The following is a 13,610-nucleotide window of genomic DNA, read 5'->3' as shown; positions in this document are numbered from 1 at the left end:
GTCAGGTCAGGAGTTCGGAGAGCTGGGCTCCGAAGTGGTCGGGCAGGTTGGGCTCGTCGGCAAGAAGGGCGAGGAAGGCGGTGTCGGACGAGGCGGTCAAGCCGTCGAGGGACAGTGGGACGAGCCGGTCCTGCCGCGCAAGGCGTGTTGCGATCTGCGGCCCCGTCGGCTGCCCGCCGTTGCCGCGCAGTGCCAGGCGTGGGCGCAGCTCCGCGCCGGTGGGTCGTATCTCGTCGAGTGCGAGCTGCCAGTGCAGGTCGCCGTCGGGCCGGGCCGTCACCCGCGGCTGCGCGGCTCGTGCTGCCAGCGCCGGCAGGTCGTGCAGCGCGTGGGAGAGCCGGCTGGTGGCCTCGGCCAGCGTCACCCCGGCGACGATCGGGTCGGCGGAATCCTGCTGGAGGTTGAGTACATGATCGGCGGGGGCGCCCGTGGCCGTGTCTTCCAGCGGCGCCCCGGGAGCCAGGGCCGTCATGAGCCGGCGGGTGCCGTAGCGGGCGACGCCGTCGATGGTGACGAGGCGGATGTCCTCGTCACCGGCGTCGATCAGGGATCCGTAGGGATCGCCGGCAGCGCCGGAGATGGTGAGCAGGTCGGCGCGCATGCCGGGCCGCAGCGAGCCGAGGGTTTGGTCCCACTGCAGAATCGTGGCCGCGTCCCGGGTGGCCATGGCGACCAGTTCGCGGTCGGAGAACACTCCCCCAGCCGCGTCGGATGCCAGACGGGCGGCTTTGAGTTCACCGAGCAGGCCTTTGCTTCCGGAGATGGCCCAGTCCGAGCCCAGTCCGATGAGAACGCCGGCCTGTTTGGCGGCCGCGATGTCGGCGGTCTTCCCGTACAGCAGCAGGTTGGACAGCGGCGACCACACCATCGAGCCGCCGTGGTCGGCGAGTATCCGGAAGTCTGCGCCCGTCAGCGCGGTGCAGTGGATGCCGACCAGGTTCTCCGTGATGGCCCATTGGCCCGGCTGGAACTCCAGAGCCTGGAAGTGCGCACGCGCGGCAGCGTCGGTGCCCTCGGCCAGATGCAGCAGGAGCCGGTGCGGCTGCCGCAGCCGGGCCAGGAACCGGGCCGCGTCCACCGCCTCGACATCGGCTATCCGGGAGCCGGCCTCCGGCAGCGCGGGGTCGTCGGTCTGCTCGACGTTGCGAACGATCCCCCGATACATCCGGCGCGCCCCGGCGTTGCTGAACAGGGCGATGCCCTGACTCGTCGTCGTCCCGTTGACCAGGGCCTTGGCCTCGACGTACCGCACCACGGCGGGCATCAGCCGGGGATCCTCGCCGAGCACCGTCATCGGTCCGGTCACCAGGCGGTGGTAGTCGGGGTTCCGGCTACCGCCCCACTGCGACCGGTTGCTGTACTTCTTGGGCACCGGCCACAACTGCAGAACGTCGTAGGGCAGATGGTTGTGCAGTTCGATCAGACCGGGGTATATCGTGCCGCCGCTGACGACCGGAACGATGTCCTCGAACCCCGGCGGTGCGGGCGCCCCGGCAGGCTGCACCGCCTCTATCACCCTGTCCCTGATGTACAGAACACCATCGGCGACGACGGTGTTGTGCGGGTCGAGGGTGACAAGCCGCCCGCGCAGTGCGAACGGTGAGGTGTCCGGGGCGTTGGCTGGGGGCGGCATAGGTGCGTCCCTTCGCTGCGCCCACAAGGGACGACCGTCGAAGCGTTCGGGCCAATACCATGGCCCTCTTCCAGAATGCCGTGCGCCTACCGATATGTCACCATTTGGCATATCCATTCGCCCACCTGGAGTAGGAGCCCCACGTGCATGAATTCGACCCGGGCTACGCCCTCGAGCCCTATGCGACCCTGGCGCGCTCCTACCCGGGCCCGGAGGTCTATCCGGCCGAGGACTTCCGCATCGAGTGGGGCCCGATCTTCCACCGTGGACGGCTCGACGGCACCGCCCGCGTCCTGGTCCTCGGCCAGGACCCCGCCGCCCACGAAGCCATCGCCCGCCGCATCCTCGTCGGCACCGCCGGCCGCCGCTTCCAGGGCTTCCTGAGCAAGCTCGGCATCGACACCAGCTACGTCATGGTCAACACCTATCTGTACAGCGTGTACGGCCAGCACGCCGGCAACGCGCACGCCACCGACCCGGACATCGCCCTCCACCGGCACGCCTGGCTCGACGCCCTGACGGGGCACAACCCGATCCAGGCCGTCATCGCGCTGGGCAGCCTCGCCGACACCGCCTTCCACACCTGGCGCAAGACCCCGGCAGGCGCCGCCTTCACCGGCGCCTACCAGCACGTGCTCCACCCCACCTACCCCGACAGCGCCGCCGCGTCCGGCGCCGACCCGATCGAGGCGATGACCAAACTCCTCACCAGCTGGAACACGGCGCTCGACGCCCTCCACGGCACGGTCACCGCCGACACCGACCGACCGTTGGTCCGCTACGGCAGCACCCTGACAGCCGCGGACCTCGCCACCATCCCCGAAGCCGACCTGCCGCCGGGTCTGCCCGCGTGGATGCGCTCCGACGAGCCATGGGCCGCCCGAAAGGGGGCCACTTCCGCCGAGAAGCGCGCCACGATCACCGTGCGGATCCCGGAGGACCTCAGACCTTTCTGACGCGGAGCCTGAGTGACCGCAGGACACTCCTCCTTCGGCTTACTGAGCAGATGAGGGCCGGAGTGCGTACTCCTTGGCATGCTCCTCGCCGCAGTTGTCTCCCTCTGTGTCTCCGCGCAGTGTGTTGCCGCTCGCCCCGTGCGGTCGGTACGGGCACGGCTTCGCGATGAGAGGACAACGCGAGGTAGAAGCCTGGGGCGCGTCCTCCTGTTGTTGTGCGTCGCTGTGGGGGTCCTGCTCGGCGGGGCCGGCTCTGCCGCCTCGCACGCGGTACTCCGTGGGAGCGACCCGGCGGACGGTGCCATTGTCAAGAGAGCACCGACGGTCGTCACCCTCACCTTCACCGAGGGAGTCACGGTCTCCGATGACTCCATCCGGGTGCTCGACCCTGGCGGTCGGCGCGTCAACGAGGGACAGCCCAGGCATGCCGCGGGGAAGTCCGGCACCGTGCAGACCACACTCCGCGGGAACATGCCCAGGGGTACGTTCACGGTCGCGTGGCGCGTCGTGTCCGCCGACAGCCACCCGATCTCCGGCGCCTTCACCTTCTCGGTCGGCGAGCCTTCGGCGACGTCGGCGATCGTGCCCCGGTCGTCGGCCGGCGACACAGCCGCGGGGCGTCTCTACGACCTCGGCAGATACGTTGCCTACCTAGGGTTTTCGCTGCTTGTCGGTACAACGGCCTTCGTGCTGGTGTGCTGGCCGGCCGGCGCAGGGCAGCGTCGGCTGCAACGGCTCGCGGTCGCCGGCTGGTGCGTCCTGTTCGTCTCGACGCTGGCCATGCTCATCCTGCGCGGCCCGTATGAAACGGGCAGCAGTCCTGGCTCCGGCTTCGAGCTCGCCGCGGTGCGTCGGACCCTGGACACCAGGCCCGGCGCGGCGCTGGGTGGGAGAATCGCGCTTCTCGCCGTAGCGGGCATCTTCCTCTTCCTGACCACAAGGACGCTGAGCCACACGCTGGTTCGGGACCCACCCGGGAAAGAGAACGCCACGGCCGGTTGGTGGCCGGAGCGGGCAGGACACCGGACTCTGATCGTGACAGGCGTCGTTCTGGCGCTCGCCCTCGCGCTGACCTGGGCGGCAGCGGAACACGCCTCGGTGGGCATTCAAGTGCCGTTGGCGATCCCGGTCGCGATGGTCCACCTCCTGGCCATGGCCCTGTGGATGGGGGGTCTGGCCGCATTGTTCATCGCCCTCCGACGCTCGTCCCAGGACTCTTCACTACCGGTCACTGCCATTTCCCGGTTCTCACGCATCGCGTTCGCCTCGGTCGTGGCTCTCCTCGGGACCGGCATCTACCAGTCCTGGCGTCAGCTCGGCTCATGGGATGCCCTCACCGGCACGTCCTACGGACGATGGCTGACCCTCAAGACCCTTGTCGTTCTCGGACTGCTGGCCGCCGCGACCTATTCACGCAAGTGGACAGGCGAGCTGATCCGCGATTCCAGTGAACCGCGTGTCCTGGCGTGCAGAGCGTCCGCCCATGTGAGCGCACTGGTCGGCGTATCACACGAGGCAGGTGGCAGCCGCTCGCTCCCGGCACCGGACGACGACCCTCCCGCCGTCGGTTCCGGCCCGGATCCCACTGAGCCGGCTTCCTCTCCCAGCCCACGTCGCCGACTGCTCCGCACGGTCGGAACGGAAGTTGCCATAGGCATCGCGGTATTGGCGATCTCCACCGCCCTCACCGGAACGCAACCCGGTCGAGCAACCATCGAGCAGTCCGCCGAAGCCGCCTCGACAACCGTCCCAGGCATTGCCACCGTGCTGGTCCCCTTCGACATGGGCACCCACGGCGGGCGTGGACAGGTACAAGTGACCCTTGAACCCGCGCGCGTAGGTGACAACACGCTGCAGGCGGTCATTTTCGCCGGGGACGGCGGCATCGCAACCGTCCCAGAACTACGCATCACCTTCACGCTGCGCAAACAGAGTATCGGCCCGCTGGATTCCAAGATCGTCAACCGTGGGGGTTACTGGGGCACGGAGAGCGTCAAGCTCCCCATGGCGGGCAGTTGGACGATGAATGTCACGGTACGAACCTCGGAGATCGATCAGATCACCACGACGAAAGACGTGAACATCGCGCCGGACCAAGCTCCGCAGGAATGACGGCAGCCCGCGCGGTTCCTCTCCCGTCCGCGGCCTTCCCTGCGGCCGACGTGCGCCTCGATGCCCACCGGCGCGCCGGACCGGGAACCGAACTGCTGCCCCCGGCAGTCTTCCTGACCGTCAACCGCACCTTCCGGACCCTCGGACGTGGGGGTCGGGTGGAGGCTTCGCTTCCGGATGTGCCTCCGCCACCCGAATGTCGATAAGGTCAAGCTCAAGCAAAACGTCGAACGTTCGGCGGTGATGGATGCACGGGGGCACAAAGTGGCGAATCGTCCGACGGATTGGCATGTGCTGGACCTGGACCGGGATCCGGTCCCCGGGGACCCGTACGAGGTGAAGGAACTCGCCCGCAAACTGGGCGACTTCGCCGACGACGTGTCCTCGGCCCTACGGTCCGTCCGCGGGCTGAGCGGCAACAACGCGGTGCAGGACTGGGCCGGCCTGGCAGCCGACGCGTATCGCGAGCAGTTCGGCGACCTGCCCGGCGAACTGGACAAACTGGAGAAGTCCTACCGGCTGGCGTCCGGGGCGTTGGAGACGTACTGGCCGAAGCTGGAGACCGCACAGGCCGACGCCGACCGGGCCCTCTCGCAAGGTCGTGCCGCCCGCCAGGACCTCGATGCCGCCAAAGCCACCCAGACCAACGCCAATGACTGGGTGAAGCGGGCCGGCGACAAGTCCAAGGAGTACCAGGCCGACCCCAAGCCGGGCGTGGAACCGCCGTCCGCAGAAGAGGTCCGCACCGCCACCCGTAACGCTCTGGACGCCTCCAACGCCCAGAAGTCCGCGAACACCGCCGTCCACGACGCCCAGCAGCGCCTGGACGCGGCGAAAGAACTCGCCGCGCAGGCAGCCCATCTGCGGGACACCGCCGCAAGCACCGCTGAACACGCCCTGCACGAGGCCTCGGACGCCGGCATCAAGAACAAGCACTGGTGGGAGAAGGCGGTCGACTGGGTCGCCGACCACTGGGACGAGATCGTCGCCGTCTGCAAGGTGATCGTCGCCGTCCTCGGTATCATCGTGATGATCATCGGCGGGCCGCTCGCCTGGATCGTGCTGGCCGCAGCCCTCGTGGTGCTCGCCGACACCCTCATCAAATACGCGCAGGGCAAAGCCGGCCTCTGGGACGTGCTCTTCGCCGCGATGGACTGCATCCCCGGCTTCAAGGGCCTGACCACCCTCGGCGGCCTCGCCAAGATGGCCAAGAACCTGCCCGCGCTCCTCAAGAGCGGCAAGGCCCTGGAGAACGTCGCCAACAGCCTCCGCAAGGGCGGCCAGGGCCTGCGGGACGCCTACAACTCCCTGCGCAAGGGCGCCAAGGACGAAATCGGCGCGGGCAAGCCGATGGAGGGCCGCTGCAAGGGCGGCGACCCGATCGACATGGTCTCCGGTGAAATGCTCCTCTCCGAGACGGACGTGGAGCTGCCCGGCCTGCTCCAGCTCGTCATCGAGCGCACCCACATCTCGTCGTACCGCTCCGGAGTCTGGTTCGGCCCGTCATGGACCTCCACCCTCGACCAGCGGCTGGAGGCCGACGCCGAGGGGCTCGTCCTCGCCGCCGAGGACGGGATGCTGCTGGCCTACTCCGTGCCCCGCCCCGACATGGCGGTCCTGCCGCACCACGGCCCGCGCTGGCCGCTGCACTGGGACGGCACCCCCGGCGGAGAGATACGCATCACCGATCCGGCGACCGGCCACACCCGCCACTTCACCCTGGCCGAGCCGCCTCCCGGCGCCTTCAACGGGCTGGTGGCGCTGCCGCTGCGTGCCATATCCGACCGCAACGGCCACCGCATCGACATCGAGCGGCTGGAGGACGGCACGCCCGTCGAGGTCCGGCACAGCGGCGGCTACCGGATCGCGGTCGAGACGCATGAGCGCCGTATCACCGCCCTGCGTCTGCTCGACACCGATGACGGCCCCGAGGGCACCGTCCTGCGCCGCTACGCCTACGACGTCAACGGTGACCTCTCCCGCGTCGTCGACGCGGTGGGCCACGCGGCACTTCTCGCGTACGACGCGGACGGCCGGATCATCGAGCGCGTCGACCGCAACGGCAGCTGGTACCGGTTGGAGTACGACAGCGCGGACCGCTGTGTCCGCGGTACGGGCTCGGACGGCTTCCTCGACTGCGTCATCGACTACGACACCGAGAACCGAGTCAACCGGTACACGGACTCCCTGGGCCACACCACCACCTACCGGTACAACGAACTGCGTCAGCTCACCGCCCGGACGGACGCCGAGGGCAACACCACCATCCGCGAGTGGAACGCCGACAACCGCCTGGACTCCGTGACCGACGCCCTCGGTCGCACCGTCAGCTACGGCTACGACGAAGCCGGCAACGTCGCTTCCCTCACCCGGCCCGACGGACTCACCATGCGGGCCGTCTTCAACGACCGGGCGCAGCCCGTAGAGGTCGTCGAAGTGGACGGCGCGACCTGGCGGTACACATACGACGAGCGGGGCAACCGGCTGTCGGTCGTCGACCCGGGCGGCGCAACGACGCGCTACACGTACGACGAGCGGGGCTGCCCGTCCTCGACCACCGATGCCCAGGGCCACACCCGGCGGGTGACCGCCGACCCGGCCGGGCTGCCCCTCGTGCTCACCGACCCGCTCGGCCACACCACCACCGCCCGACGCGACGCGTTCGGCCGCGTCCACACCGTCTCCGACGCCCTCGGGCGCGTCGAACGCTACGGCTGGACCACCGAGAGCAAACCCGCCTGGCGCGAGACCCCGGACGGCGCCCTGGAGACCTGGGAGTGGGACGGTGAGGGCAATCTGGTCGCGCACACCGACCGGATCGGGAACACGGCCCGCTACACCTTCACCCACTTCCACCACCCGGCCACCCGCACCACCGCGGACGGCACGCGGTACACCTTCGGCTACGACACCGAGGCGCGGCTCGCCACCGTCACCGATCCCCGCGGCCTGACCTGGGACTACGAGTACGACGCGGCGGGCCGGCTGGTCCAGGAGACGGACTTCGCCGGCCGGACCCTGCGCTACACGCCCGACCCGACCGGGCAGCTGACCGCCCGGACCAACGGCGCGGGCGAGACGACCACCTTCGTCAGGGACGTCCTGGGACGACCGGTGAAGGAGCACTCGGTCCACGGGACCAGCACCTTCACGTACGACCCGGCCGGGGGCGTGCTCCGCGCCGCCAATGCCACCACCACCGTGGACCACGAGTACGACGTCTTCGGACAGATGCTCTCGGAGACCATCAACGGCCGCACGACGACCTACGCCTACGACGTCCTCGGACGGCGCACGCAGCGGCGCACCCCGGCCGGCACCCTCTCCACCTGGACGTACGACGCCGCAGGCCGGCCCGTGACCCTGGACACCGACGGCAACCGGATCGACTTCGACTTCGACGAGGTGAACCGGGAGACCTCCCGCGCCCTGGGACCCGATCTCTCGCTCACCCAGAGCTGGGACGTCAGTGGCCGGCTGAGCGCCCAGACCGTGTCGCACGGCGGGAGCGCCGCCGGCTCCATCCTGCAGCAGCGTGAGTACGCCTACCGCGCCGACGGCTTCCTCGGCGGGATTCAGGAACTGACGAGCGGCAGTCGGCGCTTCGACCTCGACGCGGAGGGCCGCGTCACCGCGGTGCACGCCCACGGGTGGACCGAGACCTACGCCTACGACAGCGCCGGAAACCTCACACACGCCGACACCCCCGCCCACGCCGGTACCGATCCGGAGACCGGCGCACCGGATCCCACCCGCGAGTTCACCGGCAACCGTCTGCGCCGGTCGGGCCGTACCACCTACGAGTACGACGCCCAGGGCCGGCTGATCCGCCGCCACACACGGCTGCTGAACGGACAGACCCGTACCAGCACCTTCACCTGGAACAGCGACGACCGGCTGACCGGCACCGTCACCTCCGACGGCACCCGGTGGGCCTATCACTACGACCCGGCGGGCCGCCGCACGGCCAAGCAGCGCCTCGCTGAGGACGGCACGGTCGCGCAGGAGACCCGCTTCAGCTGGGACGGCACCCGGCTGGCCGAGCAGATCACCAGCACGGGCGCCGCGACCACCTGGGACTACGCCTCCGGCACCCACCGGCCGCTGACCCAGCTCGACCGGGAGCCCGGCCGTTCCGACCCTTCCGTGACCGACGTCCGCTTCCACGCCATCGTCACCGACCTGTCCGGTGCCCCGGCCGAACTCGTCTCACCCGACGGCCGGCTGGCCTGGCAGCTGCGCACCACCACCTGGGGCACGCCCCTCCCCGGCTCCTCCGAGGGCGCCGAGGTGGACTGCCCGCTGCGCTTCCCCGGGCAGTACGCCGACCCGGAGACCGGCTGGCACTACAACTACTTCCGGCACTACGACCCGGATACGGCCCGCTACCTCTCCCCGGACCCGCTCGGCCTGTCCCCGGACCCCAACGACTACGCCTACGTCACCAACCCGTTCACCTTCTGCGACCCGCTCGGACTCGCCTCGATCAACGGCCCTGGAGGGCTGTGGATGCGCGACCCGAACTCCCCGCCGTCGGTCGGACACAACCGCGACAGCGAGTTCCCGAGCAGCTACCGCCAGACCACCCATGACGCGATGACCGCGAAATGGACCGAGCAGGGCATCGCGCAGGGCGGCACGCCGGTCTACCTGGACGGGCCCAACAAGGGCCAGCGGATCCCGCGCAGCGAACTCGACTGGTTCAACTCCCGCGGTGAGTCCATTCCCGGCGACCCGAAGATCCTGACCTACGAACACCTGCACCCGTGTGTCGACCACTACAACGAGACCGGCTTCAACACCGACCGCGCCGCGCGCGCCGATTTCTACAACGACGTCGATAACCTGGAGCCCATGACCCGCAGCGAGAACTCGCGCGGCGGCTCTCAAATGGACAATTACCGCCAGGACACGGGGCCGAACTACTCCTGCACCTAACGGGGCGGGACAACGAGAAGGAGACAGACGATGGACCTCACATCCACGGTGTCCGCGCTCCCGGGCGCCACACCGGTCGAGGGGCTGCCTGACGCCTGGCACTGGTCGCGCGCGGTGTTCAACTTCGACGCTGTCCTCACCCCGGACAAGAGCCGGTCGTTGCAGATGAACGTCATGGGCCGGTACGACGCGGGGCTGGCCCGCGCCGTTCTGGAGTTCGCCCGTGAGCACAGCGCGGAGTTCGCCGCCGGGGACCGGCCACTGGTCGCCGTCGGGGGGTTCTCGTATCCCGGCTGGGAGTTCGACACCATTGTCGCGGTGGGTCGCGCCGTGCACGACTACCATTCCCAGGCGCTTCCCGAGCTCCACCAGGCGACGCTTGCGGTCTTTCCCGGATACCGGAACGAATTCTCCGGGACCGAGACCGAGGACGAGGCGTGGGAAAGGTTCAGGAAGATGCTGCAGCCCACCAAGCTGGAGCGCGAGCAGGTGCCCTTCCTGAAGCTGAGCTACACCAACACCCGCACCCAGGGCGGCAGCAAGGGCCCCGACCGCGTTCTGGCACCCCTGTCCCGGCTGCTGCGCGAACTGCCGCTGCTGGAAGACGCGCCCGGCAGTCACGTCGAATGGGAGAACGCGGCCGGCGAGGTCTCCCGGGCCGAGTGGGACACGGCGCTGACCCTTTCCGGGGCCTCGGGGAAGCGCGAGATCACCATCGATGAATTGCTGAAGTACGCCGAGCAGAACGTGACGGGTGCGGGCAGCGGATCGTGACGCGGGTGCGGGCGCGGACCTGGAGCGGGGACACGTGGGACGACCCCCACGAGGACCAGCTGTACGACCTGCTCAGCGAGATGAACCTGCTTCATCGATTCGTCATCGTCGAACGCGTCGATCCGCCACTGCCGGGAGAACACTTCATCCAGGTCCACCTCAACGACGACCTGAGCTGCCTGATCGAGTACCGCGAGGGCGGGCCCCAGGCCCACTTCCAGGCCGACGTCCCCGCCCCGTTCGACATGTACGGCCATGACGTGGTGGCCGACGTGGTCAAGAGCTGGGCCCGCGACGACGGGCGCTGGCGCGACGCCCTGCCCTGGAGACCGCTCCTCGGCAGTGCCGACGCCGCCGGCAACGCCGAGGAGCGGCCCTGAGACCGTGGACCGCCTCAGGGAGAGCCGCTCCAGGCACATCGGGCATGGGCCTTCTCCGAAGGCGAGGCCTGGCCGGAGAGCGATCTCACCGAGCGGCAGCCGACGGCTCGTAGCAGAGGCTCGTCATCGGGGAGTGCATGGTCCAGCCCAGCGAGGAGTAGAGCGCCCGGCCCTCGGGCGTGCCGACCAGGACGCCGGTCCTTGCACCGGCTTCGTACGCGGTGCTCTGCAGCGTGCGCATCACCAGGCCGCCGAGCCCCTGGCGCCGGTGCTCGGCGGCGGTCTCGACCTGGTCGACCACGACATGGGCGCCTGCCTGAGCGATCTGTCCACGGGCGGCGAAGTGCCCGGCAGGCGTGCGGACCAGCACTCGGCCGACGCCACCCCGGGTCCAACTGGTGAGCGTGTACCCGGCCGGCACCTCAGGGTGCTCCGGTCCCAGGTGGCAGGTCATCAGAAACCCGGGACTGTCGCACCGCCAGCCCGGCCCGGCCCAGGGCAGGACCGCCTGCTCCTCGGCGAACAGCTTCAGCCACGTCCCGGGCGCGCTCGTCGCGGCGACGATCTTGCGCACATCGGCCTCGGAGGGCTCCGGCAGCACGTGCCGGGCGACGTGCTGGGGCTGCCCGACGTCGATCGTCCACCCCCACGGCTCGTCGATCGGGTCCGAGCTGCCGCGGGAGACGACCCAGCCGCTGATCCACATCCGCGCGAGCTCACTGATCCTGGTGTCCGGCATCGCCGCCCGCCCCCTGATGGGTAATAGGTGCTAGTTCGTAGTGCACCTTACTCAACAGGGGTGGGAGTTGACCATAGGAGCAGGTCGCCCGACCGAGGACCGCAAGCGATCGCCACCGGACATGGCGGCCTCAGTCGACCAGCGCGCCGGCGGACAGGTTGGCGATGGTTCCGGTCATGGCTCCAGCCCGATCCGAAGCCAGGAACGCGGCTGTCTCCGCGATTTGGGAGAGCGTGGGCAGCCTCTTGAGAAGCGTCCCCTGCACCATCCCCCCGCCTTCGAGCATTTCCTGGACCGACTGCCCGGCCGCTGTCGCGGTCTGCTTGAAGAGGTCCTTGGTGTAGGAACCGGCTGCCGGCGCATCGACGACAGCGTGTGGACGGATGCAGATCACCCGGATGTTGTCGGGTGCCAGCTCCGCGGCCAGAACCCGCGAGAAGGCCTCCTTGCCGGCCGCGCTCACGCTGTGCCCCAGGATGCCGCGCACCGCCAGTTTCGAACCCGGCTCGGACAGGGTCAGGATGACGCCAGGACGCTCGCGGCCCATGTGCCGTGCCACAGCCTTGCTGGTGATGAACAACGTCTGCAGAAAGCCATCGATCGGCCGCATGAACTCTTCCAGCGAGAGGTCCGCCAGCAAGGTCCCCTGGTCGTGCATGACACTCACGGCGTTCAGGGCGATGTCGATGCCGCCGGCCGTCGCCGCGACCGCATCGGCGTGCTTCGCGACCGCCTGTTGATCAAGAACGTCGACCTGCGCGGTCTCGACCCTTCCTCCCGTAGCGGCGATATCACGCGCCACGGCGTCGAGCTTCGCCTGCGTCCGCCCGGCGATGAAGACCCTCGCTCCTTCCCGGGCGAACACCCGCGCGACGGCGCCGCCGATGGCGCCCCCGCCTCCATAGATCACGGCGTTCTTGTCGCCGAGCAGCAATCCACTCATGGTGTCCTCCACAGGTGACTGGTTCTTCCGGATGATGACGCAGGCAGCGCGGTGTGATCTCGCCCGGCGGCCTGTCGGTCAGTCGCGCCTCTGACGCTGGATCTCTTCCGCGATGCGCTTGATGCGGTTCAGTCGCGCATCCCACGTCTTGCCGACCTCATTCAGCTGCCGGACGGCACGGGCCAGCTGCGCCTCGTCGACCTCGTAGCGCCGCTCGCGGCCCATCGGTGTCGCGTGCACGAGGCCTGCGCGATCGAGGACGCCCAGGTGCTTGGTGACCGCTTGGCGCGAGATCGGGAGATGCTCGCTCAGGCTGGTCGGCGTACCGACTCCTTCCGCGAGCAGCAGGTCGAGCAGGCGGCGCCTGCTCGGGTCGCCGATCGCCGACCAGAGTTCGTCGTCGACGGCGACGGTCACTGCGTCACCGCGGAAGGGGCGTAGCTCTGCAGCCTGGGCAGGAACAGGTCCCAGCCGCGCTCGTGGTCGTGGAAGGACTCCTCGAGCACGGCGGCTTCCCAGCCCTTCTCCCGCCAGCCGCTCTCGATCAGGCGCACGATCGTGCCGTCTCCGGAGGGCTCGAGCTCGAAGGTGACCAGGAGAGAGTTGTCCGCATCGGGCAACTGACCCTCAGGAGCGACCCAGCGGAACGCGAACCTGCGGGGCGGATCCACGTCGACCACCGTGATCGCTTCGACCCCGGCACGGTCGCCCCACACCAGTTCGCCGACCGCTCCTGGCACAGGCTCGAACGACGCGTCATCGGACCACCACATCTTGATGTGCTCGGGACGACTCACCACATCGAACACGATCTCCGGTGCCGCGTCGATCCGGATCTCGCGCTCCAGCTTTCCGAACTCCATCACGGACCTCCGATAGGCAACCATTGGTTGCACATGACTCTAGTGGCGGCACCGGCCATCCGCAACCTCTTGTTGCGCAACGAGCGCGAGTGCGCTCCGCGGCGACATCACCCGATCCATGACTCTCTTGACAACTGCCCACGCACCCGACGGGCAACTACCCGCTGCATAGCCGCAAACCGACCGCACCGGGCGTCGCGTTCATCGGCGACGCCGTCCTGACCGGCGATCCCCTGTGGGGATGCGGGTGGGCCCTGCAGTCCGCGCTATGG

At 69.2% G+C, this 13,610-nt stretch carries 10 protein-coding genes; 5 read left to right on the top strand and 5 right to left on the bottom strand.

Annotated features, from left to right (window positions below):
• Window position 1: 1 nt before the first annotated feature.
• Window positions 2-1,633 (bottom strand): amidohydrolase family protein, encoded by a 1,632-nt coding sequence (locus G3I60_RS03480; protein WP_164292276.1) that lies wholly within the window; start codon window positions 1,631-1,633, stop codon window positions 2-4.
• A 143-nt stretch (window positions 1,634-1,776) separates the two neighbouring features.
• Between G3I60_RS03480 and G3I60_RS03475 the strand changes: the two genes are divergently transcribed.
• The 5 genes from G3I60_RS03475 to G3I60_RS03455 all read left to right on the top strand — a co-directional run bounded on the left by G3I60_RS03475 (window position 1,777) and on the right by G3I60_RS03455 (window position 10,793).
• Window positions 1,777-2,589 carry a uracil-DNA glycosylase family protein gene (locus G3I60_RS03475; RefSeq protein ID WP_164292277.1) on the top strand — a complete coding sequence of 271 codons (813 nt, stop codon included), beginning with the start codon at window positions 1,777-1,779 and terminating at the stop codon, window positions 2,587-2,589.
• A gap of 138 nt (window positions 2,590-2,727) precedes the next feature.
• Window positions 2,728-4,701: a copper resistance protein CopC gene (locus tag G3I60_RS03470; RefSeq protein ID WP_343241915.1), complete on the top strand. Its 1,974-nt coding sequence runs from the start codon at window positions 2,728-2,730 to the stop codon at window positions 4,699-4,701.
• A 264-nt stretch (window positions 4,702-4,965) separates the two neighbouring features.
• Window positions 4,966-9,639, top strand: a complete 4,674-nt coding sequence (locus tag G3I60_RS03465; RefSeq protein ID WP_343241911.1) for a DUF6531 domain-containing protein — start codon at window positions 4,966-4,968, stop codon at window positions 9,637-9,639.
• 30 nt (window positions 9,640-9,669) lie between these two features.
• Window positions 9,670-10,413 carry a hypothetical protein gene (locus G3I60_RS03460; protein ID WP_164292280.1) on the top strand — a complete coding sequence of 248 codons (744 nt, stop codon included), beginning with the start codon at window positions 9,670-9,672 and terminating at the stop codon, window positions 10,411-10,413.
• A 5-nt stretch (window positions 10,414-10,418) separates the two neighbouring features.
• The gene (locus G3I60_RS03455) at window positions 10,419-10,793 is read left to right on the top strand and encodes a hypothetical protein (protein ID WP_343240755.1); all 375 of its coding nucleotides are present in this window, start codon (window positions 10,419-10,421) and stop codon (window positions 10,791-10,793) included.
• Between the two features lie 85 nt (window positions 10,794-10,878).
• On the opposite strand, the gene G3I60_RS03450 is transcribed toward G3I60_RS03455, so the two are convergent.
• The 4 genes from G3I60_RS03450 to G3I60_RS03435 form a co-directional block, all read right to left on the bottom strand.
• Window positions 10,879-11,532, bottom strand: a complete 654-nt coding sequence (locus G3I60_RS03450; RefSeq protein ID WP_164292281.1) for a GNAT family N-acetyltransferase — start codon at window positions 11,530-11,532, stop codon at window positions 10,879-10,881.
• A 130-nt stretch (window positions 11,533-11,662) separates the two neighbouring features.
• Window positions 11,663-12,475: an SDR family NAD(P)-dependent oxidoreductase gene (locus G3I60_RS03445; RefSeq protein WP_164292282.1), complete on the bottom strand. Its 813-nt coding sequence runs from the start codon at window positions 12,473-12,475 to the stop codon at window positions 11,663-11,665.
• Window positions 12,476-12,553: 78 nt separating this feature from the next.
• The gene (locus tag G3I60_RS03440; RefSeq protein ID WP_164292283.1) at window positions 12,554-12,892 is read right to left on the bottom strand and encodes a helix-turn-helix domain-containing protein; all 339 of its coding nucleotides are present in this window, start codon (window positions 12,890-12,892) and stop codon (window positions 12,554-12,556) included.
• A complete protein-coding gene (locus G3I60_RS03435) occupies window positions 12,889-13,338 on the bottom strand; it encodes an SRPBCC domain-containing protein (RefSeq protein WP_164292284.1) in 450 nt (149 codons plus the stop codon). The genes G3I60_RS03440 and G3I60_RS03435 overlap by 4 nt, the downstream gene beginning before the upstream one ends.
• Between the last annotated feature and the right edge of the window lie 272 nt (window positions 13,339-13,610).

Origin of the sequence: Streptomyces sp. SID13666, from assembly GCF_010548325.1 — a bacterium.
GTDB lineage: Bacteria > Actinomycetota > Actinomycetes > Streptomycetales > Streptomycetaceae > Actinacidiphila > Actinacidiphila fildesensis.
Note: the sequence above shows the minus strand (reverse complement) of the source record. Positions and strands in the feature narration are given on the sequence as shown.

What these genes read in the sequence shown, in the direction of transcription:
- G3I60_RS03450 (WP_164292281.1), bottom strand. Translation starts at nt 11,532, where the DNA reads ATGCCGGACACCAGGATCAGTGAGCTCGCGCGGATGTGGATCAGCGGC.
- G3I60_RS03460 (WP_164292280.1), top strand. Translation starts at nt 9,670, where the DNA reads ATGGACCTCACATCCACGGTGTCCGCGCTCCCGGGCGCCACACCGGTC.
- G3I60_RS03480 (WP_164292276.1), bottom strand. Translation starts at nt 1,633, where the DNA reads ATGCCGCCCCCAGCCAACGCCCCGGACACCTCACCGTTCGCACTGCGC.
- G3I60_RS03435 (WP_164292284.1), bottom strand. Translation starts at nt 13,338, where the DNA reads ATGGAGTTCGGAAAGCTGGAGCGCGAGATCCGGATCGACGCGGCACCG.
- G3I60_RS03445 (WP_164292282.1), bottom strand. Translation starts at nt 12,475, where the DNA reads ATGAGTGGATTGCTGCTCGGCGACAAGAACGCCGTGATCTATGGAGGC.